Raw genomic sequence first — 16,026 nt, 5'->3', positions numbered from 1 at the left:
GAAATAAAAAAACTTTTAACCTGTTTCGTTTTACTATCTTTTAACCCTAGTCTATGGTATACTAGATAGGTTGCAAAGAAAGCAGTACTTTTCTTTAGTGGAAAAGAAGCAACACGGTCTTTCATAAAAACTGAAAGTACGTCATGACAAGAAAAGTATAAACTAAGCGCTATAGGATGGCTTCGCACCATCTTTAGAAAGAAGAATAACGTGAAATTTAATGAATTTAACCTTTCTGCTGATTTGTTAGCAGAAATTGAAAAAGCAGGATTTGTAGAAGCAAGTCCTATCCAAGAGCAAACTATTCCTTTGGCTCTTGAGGGAAAAGATGTTATCGGTCAAGCACAGACTGGTACAGGGAAAACTGCAGCCTTTGGCTTGCCAACTCTTGAAAAAATTCGTACAGAAGAAGCAACTATCCAAGCTTTAGTAATTGCCCCAACTCGTGAACTGGCTGTTCAAAGTCAGGAAGAACTCTTTCGCTTTGGCCGTAGTAAAGGTGTGAAAGTCCGTTCAGTATACGGTGGTTCAAGTATTGAAAAACAAATCAAGGCTCTTAAATCAGGTGCTCACATCGTTGTAGGAACACCGGGACGTTTACTTGACTTGATTAAACGCAAGGCCTTGAAATTGCATGATATTGAAACCTTGATTTTAGATGAAGCAGATGAAATGCTGAACATGGGATTCCTTGAAGATATTGAAGATATCATCTCTCGTGTACCGGAAAATCGTCAAACCTTGCTCTTTTCAGCGACTATGCCAGATGCTATCAAACGTATTGGTGTTCAGTTCATGAAAGAACCTGAGCATGTGAAGATTGCTGCTAAAGAATTAACAACAGAACTGGTAGACCAGTACTATATCCGCGTTAAGGAACAAGAAAAATTCGACACCATGACTCGTCTTATGGATGTTGATCAACCTGAGTTGTCAATCGTTTTTGGTCGTACCAAACGTCGTGTAGATGAGTTGACTCGTGGGCTGAAAATCCGTGGTTTCCGTGCAGAAGGGATTCATGGAGATTTGGACCAAAACAAACGTCTTCGTGTCCTTCGTGATTTTAAAAATGGCAACCTTGATGTCCTCGTTGCAACAGACGTAGCTGCTCGTGGTTTGGATATTTCAGGTGTGACTCATGTCTACAACTACGATATCCCACAAGACCCTGAGAGTTATGTTCACCGTATTGGTCGTACAGGACGTGCAGGTAAGTCAGGTCAGTCTATAACCTTCGTTTCACCTAATGAAATGGGTTATCTCCAAATCATTGAGAACTTGACTAAAAAACGCATGAAAGGTCTTAAACCTGCAAGTGCAGAAGAAGCCTTCCAAGCTAAGAAGCAGGTTGCACTGAAGAAAATTGAACGTGATTTTGCGAATGAGGAGATCCGTAGCAACTTTGAAAAGTTTGGAAAGGATGCTCGTCAATTAGCATCAGAATTCAGCCCAGAAGAATTGGCCATGTATATCCTCAGCTTAACTGTTCAAGACCCAGATAGTCTTCCTGAGGTTGAGATTGCACGTGAAAAACCGTTACCATTTAAACCATCTGGTGGTGGCTTCGGTGGCAAAGGCAAGGGTGGTCGAGGAGGCCGTCGTGGGGATGACCGTCGAGACCGTGATCGCCGTGGCAATGGACGTCGTGATGACTATCGTAAAGGTGGACGTTCAAAGGATCGTTTTGATAAAGAGAAGCGTTACCGTAAGGATAATAAAAAACCACGCAATACTTCAAGCGAGAAGAAAACAGGCTTTGTGATTCGGAACAAAGGAGATAAATAAAACATACAAGGGTAAACATATGTTTACCCTTGTATATTTATAAGGAGACCGAAATTCGTAAACAAAACGTTTGCTATTACTCTGTGGTAACGCTATCAATTCTGTTAACATATTAAGAATACAACTTTTTATAAGTCCTGTCAACAGATTTGCTAAAAAAAATCTACTTTTTTTAAAAAGATGAACAAAAAATAAATTTTTTCTACAAAAATAACCAACAAAATAAGTGGTTAATATAGAAAAAAATCGATAAAATGTTTGTTTCTTATTGAAAATGTTCACTATTATAGTATAATGAAAGCAGAAATAGGAAAGTAGGACGTCATATGAAAGAGAGTAGACACGTAGCAATCTTACAAGAGTTGGATAAAAATGAAGTAGTCTCTGTTAAGGATCTGAGCGATCTCTTAGGTGTAACCGATATGACAATTCGACGAGATTTGATGGACTTAGAAGAACAAGGCTTGTTGGTTCGTGTTCATGGAGGGGCCCATCGAAAAATCAAAGATAGTCTGGCAGAAGTTTCCCATACAGAAAAGAACATGTTGAACGTGGAAGAGAAAAGGGAGATTGCTCAAAAATGTGCAGCTTTGATTGATGAAGGCGATACAATTTTTATTGGAGCAGGGACCACTACAGATTTTATTGGCGATTATCTTGATGGGAAACATGTCAGTATTGTCACCAATTCCTTGCCGATTTTTGAAAAATTAAAAGACCAACCGAATTGTGATATCATTTTAGTTGGCGGACGCTATAGGGTCAAGACACAGACCTTTGTAGGACAGTTTGCAAATAAGCTCTTAAAGGAAATAAAAGTTTCAAAAGCCTTTATCGGAGTAAATGGGATTGATGGCCATACAGCTATGACCGCAAACGAAGAAGAAGGAAATGGCAATAAAATTATTCTTAACAATGCCATTGAAAAGTATATAGTAGCAGATAATAGTAAGTTTGATAGCTATTCTTTCTATGCCTTTTACCGTTTAGATGATTTAAATGCAGTGATTACCGATCATTCTATCTCTAAAAAGGTGCGAGAAAAATACAATTCCTATACAAAAATTTTGTAAAAATTAGAAAAGAAACAGCTAAACGGCCAGGATTCAAGCAGATCCTGGCCGTTTTCATATCCTTTCATAGGGTAGGGTCTACAAAATAAATCTATAAAAAATAAACAAAAAAGAACAAAAAATTACATATTGTAATTGACAGCGCATTCATATAGTGATATACTTATCGTGTAAATAAAAAAAGGTAAAAGTGGAAGGGGTGAAAAGATGGGATTAAATCAACTGTTTAATCGGGAATTAGTCTTTTGCCTAGATGTTGCGAATCAAGAAGAATTGTTTGAACAGGTTGCAACTTTATTGGAAGAACGTCAGATTGTGACAGATTCTTATCGAGTTGCATTAAAAGAAAGAGAGAAATCGTTCCCTACAGGCTTAGATATGGAATTTCTAGGAAAGGATTTGCCAAATGTGGCCATTCCTCACACGGATATCATCCATAACCTGACAGAGAATATTGTAGTTGTTCGATTAAAAAATCCGGTAACCTTCCACAATATGATCGCGCCTGATAAGGAAGTAGAAGTTTCGCTTTTATTCTTCATCATTAACAATTCTAGTTCCAGCCAAACAAACATTTTGGCGCATTTGATGGATTTCTTTACGACAAATGGAAATCTTGAAAACATGTCGAAATTGGAAACTGAAGAAGACTTATATCGCTATATCACAGAAGCGATTGCTTAATAGTAAAAATTAAAAATATTTATAATGGAGGTCATTCAAATGATTAAAATTTTAGCTGCCTGTGGTGCAGGGGTTAACTCAAGCCACCAAATCAAAAGCGCTCTAGAAGAAGAGCTTTCAAACCGTGGATATGATGTACAATGTGATGCGGTAATGGTAAAAGATGTGAATGAAGATTTGATTAAAGGTTATGATATCTTTACACCAATCGCTGCAACAGATTTAGGCTTTGATCCTGGTATTCCAGTAGTTGAAGCTGGTCCAATCTTATTCCGTATTCCAGCTATGAGCGCTCCGGTATATGACAATATCGAAGCAGCCATCAAAGAACACGGTTTAAGCTAATTCGTTTATCTGTATTTTGTAAGCGGTTCCTATGCCTGGAATTGCTGACATTCTTAATTTTGTAAAATATAAAAATATAAATCGGGAGGATTTATTATGAATGGCATTATCGATTTTGCCAATAAGTTTTTCAAACCCATTCTAGATATGGGTGCACCGATCATCATGTTGATCGTCCTAACTCTATTGGCACTTTTGTTTGGAGTGAAATTCTCCAAAGCGCTTGAAGGTGGTATTAAACTTGCCATCGCCCTTACAGGTATCGGTGCAATCATCGGTATGTTGAATGGAGCTTTCTCAGCGTCTCTTGCAAAATTCGTTGAGAACACTGGTATTCAATTGAATATCACAGACGTTGGTTGGGCACCACTTGCGACCATCACTTGGGGGTCTGCCTGGACACTTTACTTCTTGCTAGTTATGTTGGTTGTCAACATTGTCATGCTTGCAATGAAGAAAACAGATACACTTGATGTCGATATCTTTGATATCTGGCACTTGTCTATCACAGGTCTTTTGATTAAATGGTATGCGGATAAAAATGGAGTTAGCGCAGGAGTTTCCCTCTTAGTTGCCACTCTTGCAGTTGTTCTTGTAGGGATTATGAAAATCATCAACTCAGACTTGATGAAACCAACATTTGACGATTTGTTGAATGCACCAAGTTCATCACCTATGACTTCAACTCACATGAACTACATGATGAACCCAATCATCATGGTTTTGGATAAAATCTTTGACAAATTCTTCCCAGGTCTTGACAAATACGACTTTGACGCAGCTAAATTGAACAAGAAAATTGGTTTCTGGGGATCTAAATTCTTCATCGGTTTCCTTCTTGGTATCGTCATCGGTATCATGGGTACTCCACATCCAGTTGCTGATGTAGCTGATGCTAAAACTTGGGAATTGGTTATTAAAGGTTGGATCAGCCTTGGTTTGACTGCCGGTGTCTGCTTGGAATTGTTCTCATTGATCGGTTCTTGGTTCATCGCAGCGGTAGAACCATTGTCACAAGGTATTACAAACGTTGCTACTAAACGTCTTCAAGGACGTAAATTCAATATCGGTTTGGACTGGCCATTTATCGCTGGTCGTGCAGAAATCTGGGCTTGTGCAAACGTACTTGCACCAATCATGTTGATCGAAGCAGTGCTTCTTTCTAAAGTCGGAAATGGTATCTTGCCACTTGCAGGGATCATCGCTATGGGTGTGACTCCAGCTTTGTTGGTTGTAACACGTGGTAAATTGATCCGTATGATCGTGTTTGGAACACTCTTGTTGCCACTCTTCCTTCTTTCAGGTACTCTTATCGCACCATTCGCTACTGAATTGGCGAAAAGTGTAAAAGCCTTTCCAGAAGGAGTTGACAAAGCTCAATTGATCACTCACTCAACTCTTGAAGGACCTGTTGAAAAATTGCTTGGTTGGACAATCGGTAATGCAACAACTGGTGATATTAAATTGATTATTGGTGTTGTTGCCTTCTTAGCATTCTACGTTGGAATCTTTGCATGGTACAGAAAACAAATGATCAAACGTAACGAAGAATACGCAGCAAATGCAAAATAATCCGCTCCTAAATATGTAACTTGATAAAACTAGGGTATCAATTTTCCAGACATGGAGGGGTAGCCTAGTTTTTTCTCTAAAATAACATGCTAAGGAGTGAAATATGAGGATAGCTTTAAAAAATAATGATCTGGAAGTTTGTTTCAAGGAGTTAGGTGGTGAGCTGACCTCTATCAAGGATCAGGAAGGTATCGAATATCTTTGGCAGGGTGATGCTCAGTATTGGAGTGGCCAAGCCCCAGTTCTCTTTCCTATCTGTGGTTCGGTTCGAAATGATACAACCATGTATCGCCCTCAAGGTGTTGGGAAGATCCCTCGCCACGGGCTGGTTCGCAAGAAAAACTTTGAGCTGGTAGAGCAAACAGAAGATCGGGTGACTTTTGGGATAGAAGATACGGAAGAAATGTATCAGCAATATCCCTATCATTTCAGATTAGAAATTTCTTATCAATTACTTGGTAAGAAGATTCAAGTAACCTATCGGGTTCACCATCTTGGTGAGGAAGGAGTCATGCCCTTTTTCGTTGGTGGCCATCCAGGATTTAATTGTCCGTTACTGGCGGATGAAGGATTTGAAGATTACTACCTGGAATTCGAACAAGAAGAGACCTGTAGTATTCCTAAATCCTATCCAGAGACAGGCTTGCTAAACGTCTTTGATCGGACACCTTTCTTACAGCAAGAGAAAATCCTAAATCTCGATTACGATCTCTTCCAAAAGGATGCCATCACCTTAGATTGCTTACAATCAAGAAGGGTGATCCTCCGCTCTAAAAAGCACGAAAAAGGAGTAAGCCTTCATTTTCCAGATTTTTCAAACTTGATTATCTGGACAACACCAAATAAAGGACCTTTTATCGCTTTAGAGCCTTGGTCTGGTTTATCCACTTCCCTTGAAGAGAGTGATTATTTGGAATATAAAAAGCAAGTTCGACTTTTGCCAGCAGGTCAAGAAGCAGAACTTAGTTTTGAAATCGAAATTTTATAGATAATAATGTTGTTGAATATAGAAGTTTCTGTATTTGATTGAAAAATGAATTAAAAGAAGGAGCATAATATGTCAGTTATTATTGGTGCGGATGCAGCAGGTATCCGCTTAAAAGAAGTAGTCAAAGAATATTTGGAAGCAGAAGGTTTCCAAGTAGTGGATGTGACAGAAGAAGGGCAAGACTTTGTCGATGTGACTTTGGCTGTCGCTAAGGAAGTCAAACAAGCAGAAGACAATCTTGGTATCGTCATTGATGCCTATGGTGCTGGTCCATTCATGGTCGCTACTAAAATTAAAGGAATGGTTGCGGCAGAAGTTTCAGATGAGCGTTCTGCCTACATGACTCGTGGCCACAACAATTCTCGCATGATCACCATGGGTGCTCAAATCGTGGGTGACCAATTGGCCAAAAATATCGCCAAAGGTTTTGTAAACGGTAAGTATGACGGCGGTCGCCACCAAATCCGTGTCGATATGCTCAACAAGATGTGCTAAGGGGAGGAGTAAACGAATGAAAATTGCAATTGGATGTGACCATATTGTCACAAATGAAAAAATGGCTGTTTCTGAATTTTTGAAATCAAAAGGTTATGAAGTCCTTGACTTCGGAACCTATGACCATGCACGTACCCACTACCCAATTTTTGGGAAAAAAGTCGGAGAAGCAGTCGCTAGTGGTCAAGCAGATCTTGGAGTATGTATCTGTGGTACTGGTGTTGGAATTAACAACGCTGTTAACAAGGTTCCTGGAATCCGTTCAGCCTTGGTTCGCGACATGACAACTGCTCTTTATGCGAAAGAAGAGTTGAATGCCAACGTGATTGGTTTTGGTGGGAAAGTAACCGGTGAGTTGCTCATGTGTGATATCATTGAAGCTTTCATTCATGCAGAATACAAACCAAGTGAAGAAAACAAGAAATTGATTGCCAAGATTCAACATTTGGAAACCCATAATGATCACCAAGAGGATGCAGACTTCTTTACAGAATTCCTTGAAAAATGGGATCGTGGTGAATACCACGACTAAGAGGTGAGGATATGATCTTAACTGTCACCTTGAATCCTTCCATTGATATTTCTTATCCCTTGGAAGAATTAAAGTTGGATACTGTGAATCGTGTGTCGGAAGTTTCTAAGACGGCTGGTGGGAAAGGGTTAAATGTCACCCGTGTCCTAGCTGAGAGCGGTGAAACAGTTGGAGCAACAGGTTTTGTTGGGGGGACCAATGGTCAATTCATCAAGACCCATCTTCCACGAGATGTCCAATCCTTCTTCTATGATATCCTGGGAGATACGCGGAACTGTATCGCCATCTTGCATGAAGGAAATCAAACAGAAATCTTAGAAGCGGGTCCAGAAATTATCCGGACGGAAGCTTTAGGATTCCTTCATCATTTCAAACTCCTCATGCCGACAGCGGATGTGATTGCTATTTCGGGGAGTCTTCCTACAGGGCTACCAGTGGACTATTATGCGAGCCTAATTGAGATTGCAAAAGAAGCAGGACGCAAGGTTGTACTTGATTCATCAGGCAAATCTTTAGAAGCGGTCCTTCACTCACCATTCAAACCAACGGTGATTAAACCCAATCGCGAAGAATTATCTCAACTCTTAGGACGGGATGTTTCAGCGGATTTTGAGGACTTAAAAGAAGTTTTGAAAGACCCACTGTTTGAAGGAATCGAATGGATTATCGTCTCCTTAGGTGGAGATGGTGCCTTTGCCAAACATGGGGACAGCTTCTATAAGGTCGATATTCCAAAAATAGAAGTGGTCAATCCAGTGGGATCTGGAGATTCAACCGTGGCTGGGATCTCTGCTGCCCTCAGTAGCGGAAAAGATGACGCGGCCCTCTTGACCCATGCTATGGTCTTAGGGATGCTAAATGCCCAAGAAAAGATGACAGGGCATGTCAATATGGCCCACTACGATGATTTGTATCAGAATATAATTGTAAAAGAGGTATAAGATGGTATTAACAGAACAAAAACGCAACTATTTAGAAAAATTGAGCACCAAAGAGGGTGTGATTTCAGCCTTGGCCTTTGACCAACGTGGTGCCTTGAAACGCCTCATGGCTCAGTACCAAGATACAGAACCAACAGTGGCTCAAATGGAAGAATTGAAGGTCTTGGTGGCTGAAGAATTGACACCATTCGCATCTTCTATGCTCTTGGATCCTGAGTATGGACTTCCTGCTACTAAGGTCTTGGATGCAGAAGCAGGTCTCTTGTTGGCTTATGAAAAAACTGGCTACGACACTTCTAGCACCAAGCGTCTGCCAGACTGCCTTAACCTTTGGTCAGCTAAACGCATCAAAGAACAGGGTGCAGATGCAGTGAAATTCTTGCTCTACTATGATGTGGATAGTGCAGAAGAACTTAACCAAGAAAAACAAGCCTACATCGAACGCATTGGTTCAGAATGTGCTGCAGAAGAAATTCCATTCTTCCTTGAAATCTTGGCTTATGATGAAAAAATCGCGGATGCCGGATCTGTAGAATATGCGAAAGTAAAACCTCGTAAGGTCATCGAAGCTATGAAAGTCTTCTCAGACCCACGCTTTAACATCGATGTCTTGAAGGTAGAAGTGCCAGTCAATGTCAAATACGTTGAAGGCTTTGGCGATGGAGAAATCGTTCATAGCCGTGAAGAAGCGGCAGCCTTCTTTAAAGAACAAGAAGAAGCAACCAACCTTCCATACATCTACTTGAGTGCAGGTGTTTCTGCCAAACTTTTCCAAGAAACCCTCGTCTTTGCGCATGAAGCAGGCGCGAACTTTAACGGAGTCCTTTGTGGTCGTGCAACTTGGGCTGGATCTGTAGAGGCCTACATCAAGAATGGCGAAGCAGCAGCTCGTGAATGGCTCCGTACAGAAGGTCGTCGCAACATTGAAGAGCTCAACCAAGTCTTAGACCAAGTCGCAACTTCTTGGAAAGAGCGTATTTAATTTTCTTAGTTCCTAACGTATCAAATAGTCTTTCTAGAAAAATCTAGAAGGACTATTTTTTTGTTTCTATGCAGGAGTAGTTCCGTCATTCATCAAAAATTGGTTCCCAATGTTCATAAATCTGATTAAGCTTTCATTCACTATTCAAATGGCTTCTGATTTGTAAGAATTTATGTGATAATTTCATATTGCAATCGAAAAAAAGAGTATTTTACAGTATAATGGACTTATTAGAATGAAGGAGTTGGCGTATGGAAAGGATCGTATATAGAGAAGCAAGGCTAGATGAGTACAAGCTAATTGGAAAAGTCTGCGCTGATGCTTTTATGAATTATCCATTTTTAACCGTCATTAAAGAAGATTTAAAAAAGCCTGAATACTTTCCGGCCTTTATTGAGCTATTGCATACCTTGTTAGTCAAGCTCTACATCAAAGGGGAAACTTGCCTAGTTGCTGAACGAGATGGAGAAATTATAGCTGTAGGACTCTTGCAACAAAAAGATTTCTCAATGGTCTCTTACCTACTAAATGGAATTTTTAAGTTATTCCGTTACATTAGCCCTTGGAAATTAATGAAATATCTGGACCTGGTGGAGCGTTCGGAGCAACATTTGAAAAAATCCGGAAACTTCGACTGGTATTTAATGATGTTTGCTGTGAGCCCAACTATTCAGGGCCAAGGTGTTGGTAGTCATTTTCTCCAAAACGGGATTGAGCCTTACGTCAAGGCCAAAGGTTGTAAGCGTCTAGGCTTGATTACCAGTACCCAGCAAAATGTCTTTTTCTATGAAAAAAATGAATTCGTTCTATTAGATTCTATGGTGCTTGACTATGGAAAACAAAGTGTTGGAAATTGGGCATTTTTGAAGACCCTTGATGACGAATCCTAGATGATTAAAAAAAGGAGCTCTTGTGGCTCCTTTTAGCATGCAAACAGATGATTGTTAGATCATTTAGGTTACCTCTATTCTGGATCTAGTTTAGATTGTTGATGCTTGATATAGGTCAGTTTTTCCTCTCGGCTCTTCCGTTTAAAGAGTGCTTCGGCTGACATAGCAGCTCTTTTGTCGGGGAAAGACTCTTGGTAGATCAAGGTCACAGGAAGTCTGGGACGTGTATATTTGGCGCCTTTGCCAGCATTGTGGGTTTTGATACGGCGTTCGATATCGGTGGTGTAGCCAGTATAAAGGGTCCCATCTGCACACTGGACTACATACATATAAGCTTTAGTTTCCATAATAAATCTCATGAATCTCCGGCGTATAGCTTCCATCTTCCTCATGGATGAACAGTGGAGGCAGAATTTTTAGACCATCTCGCGATCCATCTTTAATGGCCTCAATGAGAAGCATGTTGGCATCTTTATGGACCTTGGGATAGACAAATTGAATCCGTTTAGGAGCCAGATTGTAGTGTTTCATGGTTTCAATGATATCTAAGAAGCGATCCGGACGATGTACCATGACGAGTCGGCCATTGGACTTGAGAGTCCGTTGGGCCACTTGACAAATTTGGTCCAAATTGGTGGTGATCTCGTGACGAGCTAGCAAATAATGAGGGCTCTCATTTAAATTGGAATGCTCGTCCACTTTAAAGTAGGGAGGATTACAGAGAATAAGGTCGATTTTACTACCAGGGAAATGGTGGGGCAAATTTTTTAAATCATCGGTAATCATGGACATACGGTCGGAGAGGCCATTCAATTGGATGGAACGCTCTGCCATGTCGGCGAGTCTTTCTTGAATCTCCACTCCAACGATGGTTGCTTTGGTGCGCGTGCTAGCGAAGAGTCCGACAGCGCCATTGCCGGCACAAAGATCGACAATCAGACCACGGTTGGGCAACTTAGGAAAACGTGACAAAAGGACACTATCAATAGAATAGCTAAAAACCTCTCTGTTTTGAATGATTTTTACATCACTAGAAAATAGTTGGTTGACGCGTTCGCCGTCTTTTAATTCGATATCGTTCATGGCTCTATTATAGCATGAAAAGAGGGCGGGGAAAAGCATAGAAAGGGATAAGAAAAAATAAGGACAGAACCTTTGTTCCATCCTTATCAAAGAGTTGTTTAATCAAATTCATATTTTTGATAAATGGTCGCCAAGATGAAGATTCCCGTAAAGAGAGCCATCAAGGCAAGGTAGACTGGGAAGGTCACAGCTGTCAATGTTCCGATTTCAATCAGACCTTTCAAGTAAAAGGCAGAGAGATAGAAACCGCAGACAGAGAAGATAATTAAGAGACCTCGCCAGATATTGAGTGGCAAGCAAGCCCGAATAACGGACAAGAAGCCAATAGATCCTAACAAGTAGTAGGAAAGGGTAGACATGTCCAGGCTAGACCAGCCATGATGAGCTCCCCATAAACGAACAAATAAGACGCTAAAGACAACCATCAAGGCATTTGGTAAGGCCAGATGCAAGGAGCGTTTGAGGAAGTGTTTTTCCACTGGCTTAATGTTTCGTTCAAAGGTCAAGACAAATGGAGGGAATCCTTCGACAAACTGGTCAATCAGTGTAATCTGAATCGGAATAAATGGGAAGATCAACAAGTAGTTGATGTCAAATAAAAGGGCACTTGCGATACAAATAATCGCCAGAATGAAGGAGTAGATCGTCTTAATAAAGAAGATAGGAGCGATTCGTCCAATGTTATTGACGACCCGACGACCTTCAAAGAGAATTTCTGGAACATCATTAAAGTCAGAGTTTAACAAGACGAGATTGGCAATTTGACGAGTTGCAGGATCGCCTTCGGCCATCACGATGGAGCAGTCAGCTTCTCGTAAGGCTAGGATATCATTGACCCCGTCCCCTGTCATGGCAGTGGTTCGACCAGCAGCCTTGAGGGTTTGAATCAAGAGTTTCTTTTGATGAGGAGAAACCCGTCCAAAAATGGCTGTACTTTCAGCTAGGTCCACCAACTCATCGTCCTCAATCTTAGAACAGTCAATATAACTTTCGTAGCTTTCAAAACCAGCTTCCTTAGCAATGTAAGAAACAGTGACTGGATTATCACCAGAGATGATTTTGAGATCTACATCTTGGGAGCGAAGATAATCCAAGGTTTCGGCAGCCCCTTCGCGGATTGGATCGAGGATTTCAATGACGGCGATCGCTTCTACATCACTTGGCAAAGTCAAATCATGCATATCAATGGCTTCCACACTGCGAGCTAAGATCAAGACCCGTGATCCATGGGCTTGGGCTTCCAATACCGCTGGAGGATTTTCTTTGAGGAGCATTTCTGGGGCCCCTAAATAAACGGTCCCCAAGTTGGTCAGGGTCATGGCCCCCCATTTTCGATCACTTGAAAATGGAATGATTGATTCTGCTGTATAAGCGTGTTCTAACTCGCCATATGCTTTGCGGATAGCTTGGGCAGTTGGGTTGTTATCCTCAGAATTTTGCATATAGGCAGCGAGAATAACTTCGATAGTTTCTTCAGAAAAGTGTTCAGACAGGGAGTGAATGCCTTTGACGGTCATTTTTCCTTGGGTGATGGTTCCTGTCTTATCCAAACAAAGAGTATCGACACGAGCCAGGGTTTCCACAGAGTACATCTCTTGGACCAAGACCTTGCGCATCCCCAACTTGATCACGGCTGTCAAGAGAGAGGTCACTGTCAGAAGGGCAATTCCTTTTGGCAACATGCCCAGGAGAGCAGTGGAAGAGGTAATCACAGAATCTTTCACTGGAAGCAGTTTAATCAAAAAGGCTTCACAGAAGAGGGCGATTCCAAATGGGATAATAATCTTTCCAGTAAAACTAGAGATTTTTGCGAGATTGTAGAGGATGCGAGAGTTGATGGGTTTGAGAGTTTTCGCCTCAACCATCAATTTATTAGCATAGTTATTGGCCCCCACACGTTTGACACGAGCGTAGACCTGGCCACTCGCTAAGAAGCTACCGGATAGAAGTTCATCTCCCTCTTCCTTGAGAACCAAGTCACTTTCTCCCGTCAGCATGGCTTCGTTGGCTTCAGCAACTCCCTTTTGAACGATGGCATCACTCGGAATTTGGTCTCCAGCAGATAGCTTAATCAGGTCGCCAAGGACGATTTCCTCTGGATCAATGGTTTCCTCTTCCCCGGCTCGGATGACAGTGACGAGCTCCTTACTCATCAAGTTCAATTTATCAATCATCCGTTTAGCGCGGAGCTCTGTAGCAATCCCGGATAAGGCATTAAAGCAGATGACTGCAAAAAAGACCAGATTGCTCCAGGCTTGTACCGCAACCAAAGCGAGGGCGATCACAAAGTTCAAAGCATTAAACAAGGTGAAGACATTGCGCTTGATGATTTGCCAGGTACTGGTACTGGTATTCGCTTTAAATTCGTTGGTTTGGCCACGCTGTATTTTTTTGCGGACCTCTTCATGGGTTAATCCCTTTAATTCATTCATTTCCATAAAAACATCATATCATTTTTTTAAGAAAAAGACTAGATGCAGTCAGTTTGTTGAGTCATCAAGTTTTTGAAAAGATTTGCGGGGAAGAGAAGGATACGGTATAATGGATAAACAAGAGAATTATCAAAGGAGAAAGCATGTTTTATACCTATTTACGTGGCTTAGTGACCTTTATTTTATGGGTTCTGAATGGAAATGCTCATTACCATCATAAGGAACTGATTCCGAGTCAAGAGGAAAATTACATTCTCGTAGCTCCTCATCGAACTTGGTGGGATCCGGTCTACATGGCCTTTGCGACTAAACCCAAGCAATTTATCTTTATGGCTAAGAAGGAACTCTTTACCAATCGGATTTTTGGATGGTGGATTCGCATGTGCGGGGCTTTCCCAATTGACCGTGAAAATCCAGGTGCAGCAGCGATTAAATACCCAGTGAATATGCTCAAAAAAAGCAAGCGTTCCTTGATTATGTTTCCAAGTGGAAGTCGCCATTCTCAGGATGTTAAGGGTGGAGTTGCTGTGATTGCCAAGATGGCCAAGGTACGTATTATGCCTGTCACTTATACGGGTCCAATGACTTTGAAAGGACTAGCGACCTGTGAACGGGTTGACATGAACTTTGGGCACCCTATTGATATCTCTGATATTGCAAAAATGAATGATGAGGGAGTGGAAGAAGTTGCAAGACGTATCCAGGCTGAGTTTGATCGCTTAGATGCGGAATCTCAGGCACTCCGCAACGACCGAAAACCTTTTATCCTCATCCGTTTGTTGAAGTTTTTACTGCTGCCATTTGTCTTGGTTGTCGCTTTACTGACCCTCTTGTTTAGTTATATCGCTAGTTTTGTTTGGGATCCGGACAAGCATCGGAAAGACTAAGCAGTACTCTAGATAAAAAGAATGTCAAAAATCATGTGATTTTTGACATTCTTTTTTTATTTCTTCGATTTTTTACGAATAATAAAAATAAAAGGGGTATTTATGGAGACGTGGATTGAGAAGATCAAGGAATATAAACTGTTTTTAGGTTTGGCTGCTGTGGGGCTAGTGATGGGAGGAATATTTCTCTTTTGGCCTAAGCAACCCCCACAAGGACCGGAAACTGTCATTTCTCAGTTAGAAATGGTGGATCAGGAGATTTCCCCTAAGGAAGAGACAAGCCTCCCTTCTAGCTCTCAACAGAGGAGTGAGGAAAAGACGGACTCCTCTCAAGAGAAAATCATGGTGGATGTGAAGGGTGCTGTTAGACAGGCAGGGGTCTACGAACTTCCCGTGGGGAGCCGGGTCTATGATGCTGTCCAAAAAGCAGGAGGGATGACAGACGAAGCCAACAACCAATCCGTCAACTTAGCGCAAAAATTGGAGGATGAGTCCATCGTCTATGTTGCTAAGAATGGAGAGGAGGTAGCGCCTGTTGCGTCCGCATCTGCATCTGCTGGGACGACCGGTGGTGAAAAGCAGTCAAAAGATGGAAAGGTCAATCTCAATACGGCAACAGAAGCGGAACTACAGACGATTTCTGGTATAGGTCAAAAGCGAGCCCAAGATATCATTGCTTATCGTGAGGAAAAAGGAAAATTTCAGTCTGTTGATGAATTGAAAAATGTTTCTGGGATTGGCCAAAAGATGCTAGAAAAGTTAAAAGAGCATGTTACAGTGGATTAGAAGTCTCAACATTCATCCCTTTCATCTCACCCTGCCGGTTTTAGCTCTCTATTATTGGATCTACACGGGACACTGGCTCGCTTCGATCTTCCTTCTGGCCTTCTTCATCTTGTTTAGGAGACGCTACGATGGCAAACGATTTCTGTGCCTCCTAGGGTTTCTTTCCCTCTTTGCCCTTTGTTTTGCTTTCCGGATCGAACAGGGAAAACAAGAGTCAAGCGATTATAGGGTCCCAAGGGTCATTCAGCTTTTACCGGATACCATCAAGGTGAATGGAGATGCTTTATCCTTTCGTGCCAAGTCGGGTAGCTGTACTTTTCAGGTTTTCTACCAGCTTCAGTCAGAGGAAGAACAAGCCTATTTTAAACACCTGGATCATGGGCTAGAATTACGGATCAAAGGGGAGTTAGAGACCCCGACAAAACAGCGTAATTTTATGGGTTTTGATTACCAGGCTTATCTGAAAACACAAGGGATTTATCACCTTTTAAAAATCAGCCACATCCTTGAAAAGAGACCTGCTGAGCTTAGAGATTTCATAGGACTGCTGT

At 41.4% G+C, this 16,026-nt stretch carries 17 protein-coding genes; 14 read left to right on the top strand and 3 right to left on the bottom strand.

Annotated elements, in window-relative coordinates:
* Positions 1-210: 210 nt before the first annotated feature.
* The 11 genes from cshA to ACLOR3_RS06040 all read left to right on the top strand — a co-directional run bounded on the left by cshA (position 211) and on the right by ACLOR3_RS06040 (position 10,287).
* Complete coding sequence (cshA, locus tag ACLOR3_RS06090) at positions 211-1,785, top strand: degradosome RNA helicase CshA (protein ID WP_126403975.1); 1,575 nt, start codon at positions 211-213, stop codon at positions 1,783-1,785.
* A 326-nt stretch (positions 1,786-2,111) separates the two neighbouring features.
* The gene (locus tag ACLOR3_RS06085) at positions 2,112-2,858 is read left to right on the top strand and encodes a DeoR/GlpR family DNA-binding transcription regulator (protein WP_126403976.1); all 747 of its coding nucleotides are present in this window, start codon (positions 2,112-2,114) and stop codon (positions 2,856-2,858) included.
* A gap of 207 nt (positions 2,859-3,065) precedes the next feature.
* Positions 3,066-3,542, top strand: coding sequence for a PTS sugar transporter subunit IIA (locus ACLOR3_RS06080; RefSeq protein WP_270288801.1), 477 nt, complete (start codon positions 3,066-3,068; stop codon positions 3,540-3,542).
* Between the two features lie 39 nt (positions 3,543-3,581).
* A complete protein-coding gene (locus ACLOR3_RS06075; protein ID WP_006148587.1) occupies positions 3,582-3,887 on the top strand; it encodes a PTS sugar transporter subunit IIB in 306 nt (101 codons plus the stop codon).
* 96 nt (positions 3,888-3,983) lie between these two features.
* Positions 3,984-5,459, top strand: coding sequence for a PTS galactitol transporter subunit IIC (locus ACLOR3_RS06070; RefSeq protein ID WP_048715587.1), 1,476 nt, complete (start codon positions 3,984-3,986; stop codon positions 5,457-5,459).
* Positions 5,460-5,562: 103 nt separating this feature from the next.
* A complete protein-coding gene (locus ACLOR3_RS06065) occupies positions 5,563-6,447 on the top strand; it encodes an aldose 1-epimerase family protein (protein ID WP_048715588.1) in 885 nt (294 codons plus the stop codon).
* 69 nt (positions 6,448-6,516) lie between these two features.
* Positions 6,517-6,942 carry a galactose-6-phosphate isomerase subunit LacA gene (lacA, locus tag ACLOR3_RS06060; RefSeq protein ID WP_023026584.1) on the top strand — a complete coding sequence of 142 codons (426 nt, stop codon included), beginning with the start codon at positions 6,517-6,519 and terminating at the stop codon, positions 6,940-6,942.
* 16 nt (positions 6,943-6,958) lie between these two features.
* Complete coding sequence (gene lacB, locus ACLOR3_RS06055; RefSeq protein WP_023026585.1) at positions 6,959-7,474, top strand: galactose-6-phosphate isomerase subunit LacB; 516 nt, start codon at positions 6,959-6,961, stop codon at positions 7,472-7,474.
* 11 nt (positions 7,475-7,485) lie between these two features.
* The gene (locus ACLOR3_RS06050; protein WP_023026586.1) at positions 7,486-8,415 is read left to right on the top strand and encodes a tagatose-6-phosphate kinase; all 930 of its coding nucleotides are present in this window, start codon (positions 7,486-7,488) and stop codon (positions 8,413-8,415) included.
* Between the two features lies 1 nt (position 8,416).
* Positions 8,417-9,397 (top strand): tagatose-bisphosphate aldolase, encoded by a 981-nt coding sequence (gene lacD / locus ACLOR3_RS06045; protein WP_123159363.1) that lies wholly within the window; start codon positions 8,417-8,419, stop codon positions 9,395-9,397.
* A 251-nt stretch (positions 9,398-9,648) separates the two neighbouring features.
* Entirely contained in the window at positions 9,649-10,287 is a 639-nt protein-coding gene (locus tag ACLOR3_RS06040; RefSeq protein ID WP_129268762.1) for a GNAT family N-acetyltransferase, read from the top strand.
* A gap of 74 nt (positions 10,288-10,361) precedes the next feature.
* On the opposite strand, the gene ACLOR3_RS06035 is transcribed toward ACLOR3_RS06040, so the two are convergent.
* The 3 genes from ACLOR3_RS06035 to ACLOR3_RS06025 form a co-directional block, all read right to left on the bottom strand.
* Positions 10,362-10,634 carry a GIY-YIG nuclease family protein gene (locus ACLOR3_RS06035; protein ID WP_048689170.1) on the bottom strand — a complete coding sequence of 91 codons (273 nt, stop codon included), beginning with the start codon at positions 10,632-10,634 and terminating at the stop codon, positions 10,362-10,364.
* Positions 10,624-11,370: a tRNA1(Val) (adenine(37)-N6)-methyltransferase gene (locus tag ACLOR3_RS06030; protein ID WP_129268764.1), complete on the bottom strand. Its 747-nt coding sequence runs from the start codon at positions 11,368-11,370 to the stop codon at positions 10,624-10,626. The genes ACLOR3_RS06035 and ACLOR3_RS06030 overlap by 11 nt, the downstream gene beginning before the upstream one ends.
* 98 nt (positions 11,371-11,468) lie before the next feature.
* A complete protein-coding gene (locus tag ACLOR3_RS06025) occupies positions 11,469-13,808 on the bottom strand; it encodes an HAD-IC family P-type ATPase (protein ID WP_129268766.1) in 2,340 nt (779 codons plus the stop codon).
* Positions 13,809-13,945: 137 nt separating this feature from the next.
* Between ACLOR3_RS06025 and ACLOR3_RS06020 the strand changes: the two genes are divergently transcribed.
* The 3 genes from ACLOR3_RS06020 to ACLOR3_RS06010 form a co-directional block, all read left to right on the top strand.
* Positions 13,946-14,689 carry a lysophospholipid acyltransferase family protein gene (locus ACLOR3_RS06020; RefSeq protein ID WP_154852376.1) on the top strand — a complete coding sequence of 248 codons (744 nt, stop codon included), beginning with the start codon at positions 13,946-13,948 and terminating at the stop codon, positions 14,687-14,689.
* Between the two features lie 102 nt (positions 14,690-14,791).
* A complete protein-coding gene (locus ACLOR3_RS06015; protein ID WP_411400544.1) occupies positions 14,792-15,475 on the top strand; it encodes a helix-hairpin-helix domain-containing protein in 684 nt (227 codons plus the stop codon).
* Positions 15,459-16,026 (top strand): DUF4131 domain-containing protein (locus ACLOR3_RS06010; RefSeq protein WP_412037073.1); only part of this gene is annotated, 568 nt, incomplete at its 3' end. The genes ACLOR3_RS06015 and ACLOR3_RS06010, both read left to right, overlap by 17 nt.

The sequence above is a fragment of the Streptococcus intestinihominis genome (genome assembly GCF_046824975.1).
Taxonomy (GTDB): Bacteria; Bacillota; Bacilli; order Lactobacillales; family Streptococcaceae; genus Streptococcus.
Note: the sequence above shows the minus strand (reverse complement) of the source record. Positions and strands in the feature narration are given on the sequence as shown.

What these genes read in the sequence shown, in the direction of transcription:
- lacB (WP_023026585.1), top strand. Translation starts at nt 6,959, where the DNA reads ATGAAAATTGCAATTGGATGTGACCATATTGTCACAAATGAAAAAATG.
- ACLOR3_RS06015 (WP_411400544.1), top strand. Translation starts at nt 14,792, where the DNA reads ATGGAGACGTGGATTGAGAAGATCAAGGAATATAAACTGTTTTTAGGT.
- ACLOR3_RS06035 (WP_048689170.1), bottom strand. Translation starts at nt 10,634, where the DNA reads ATGGAAACTAAAGCTTATATGTATGTAGTCCAGTGTGCAGATGGGACC.
- ACLOR3_RS06065 (WP_048715588.1), top strand. Translation starts at nt 5,563, where the DNA reads ATGAGGATAGCTTTAAAAAATAATGATCTGGAAGTTTGTTTCAAGGAG.
- lacD (WP_123159363.1), top strand. Translation starts at nt 8,417, where the DNA reads ATGGTATTAACAGAACAAAAACGCAACTATTTAGAAAAATTGAGCACC.
- ACLOR3_RS06030 (WP_129268764.1), bottom strand. Translation starts at nt 11,370, where the DNA reads ATGAACGATATCGAATTAAAAGACGGCGAACGCGTCAACCAACTATTT.
- ACLOR3_RS06040 (WP_129268762.1), top strand. Translation starts at nt 9,649, where the DNA reads ATGGAAAGGATCGTATATAGAGAAGCAAGGCTAGATGAGTACAAGCTA.
- ACLOR3_RS06070 (WP_048715587.1), top strand. Translation starts at nt 3,984, where the DNA reads ATGAATGGCATTATCGATTTTGCCAATAAGTTTTTCAAACCCATTCTA.
- ACLOR3_RS06080 (WP_270288801.1), top strand. Translation starts at nt 3,066, where the DNA reads ATGGGATTAAATCAACTGTTTAATCGGGAATTAGTCTTTTGCCTAGAT.
- ACLOR3_RS06050 (WP_023026586.1), top strand. Translation starts at nt 7,486, where the DNA reads ATGATCTTAACTGTCACCTTGAATCCTTCCATTGATATTTCTTATCCC.
- lacA (WP_023026584.1), top strand. Translation starts at nt 6,517, where the DNA reads ATGTCAGTTATTATTGGTGCGGATGCAGCAGGTATCCGCTTAAAAGAA.
- ACLOR3_RS06025 (WP_129268766.1), bottom strand. Translation starts at nt 13,808, where the DNA reads ATGGAAATGAATGAATTAAAGGGATTAACCCATGAAGAGGTCCGCAAA.
- ACLOR3_RS06075 (WP_006148587.1), top strand. Translation starts at nt 3,582, where the DNA reads ATGATTAAAATTTTAGCTGCCTGTGGTGCAGGGGTTAACTCAAGCCAC.
- ACLOR3_RS06085 (WP_126403976.1), top strand. Translation starts at nt 2,112, where the DNA reads ATGAAAGAGAGTAGACACGTAGCAATCTTACAAGAGTTGGATAAAAAT.
- ACLOR3_RS06020 (WP_154852376.1), top strand. Translation starts at nt 13,946, where the DNA reads ATGTTTTATACCTATTTACGTGGCTTAGTGACCTTTATTTTATGGGTT.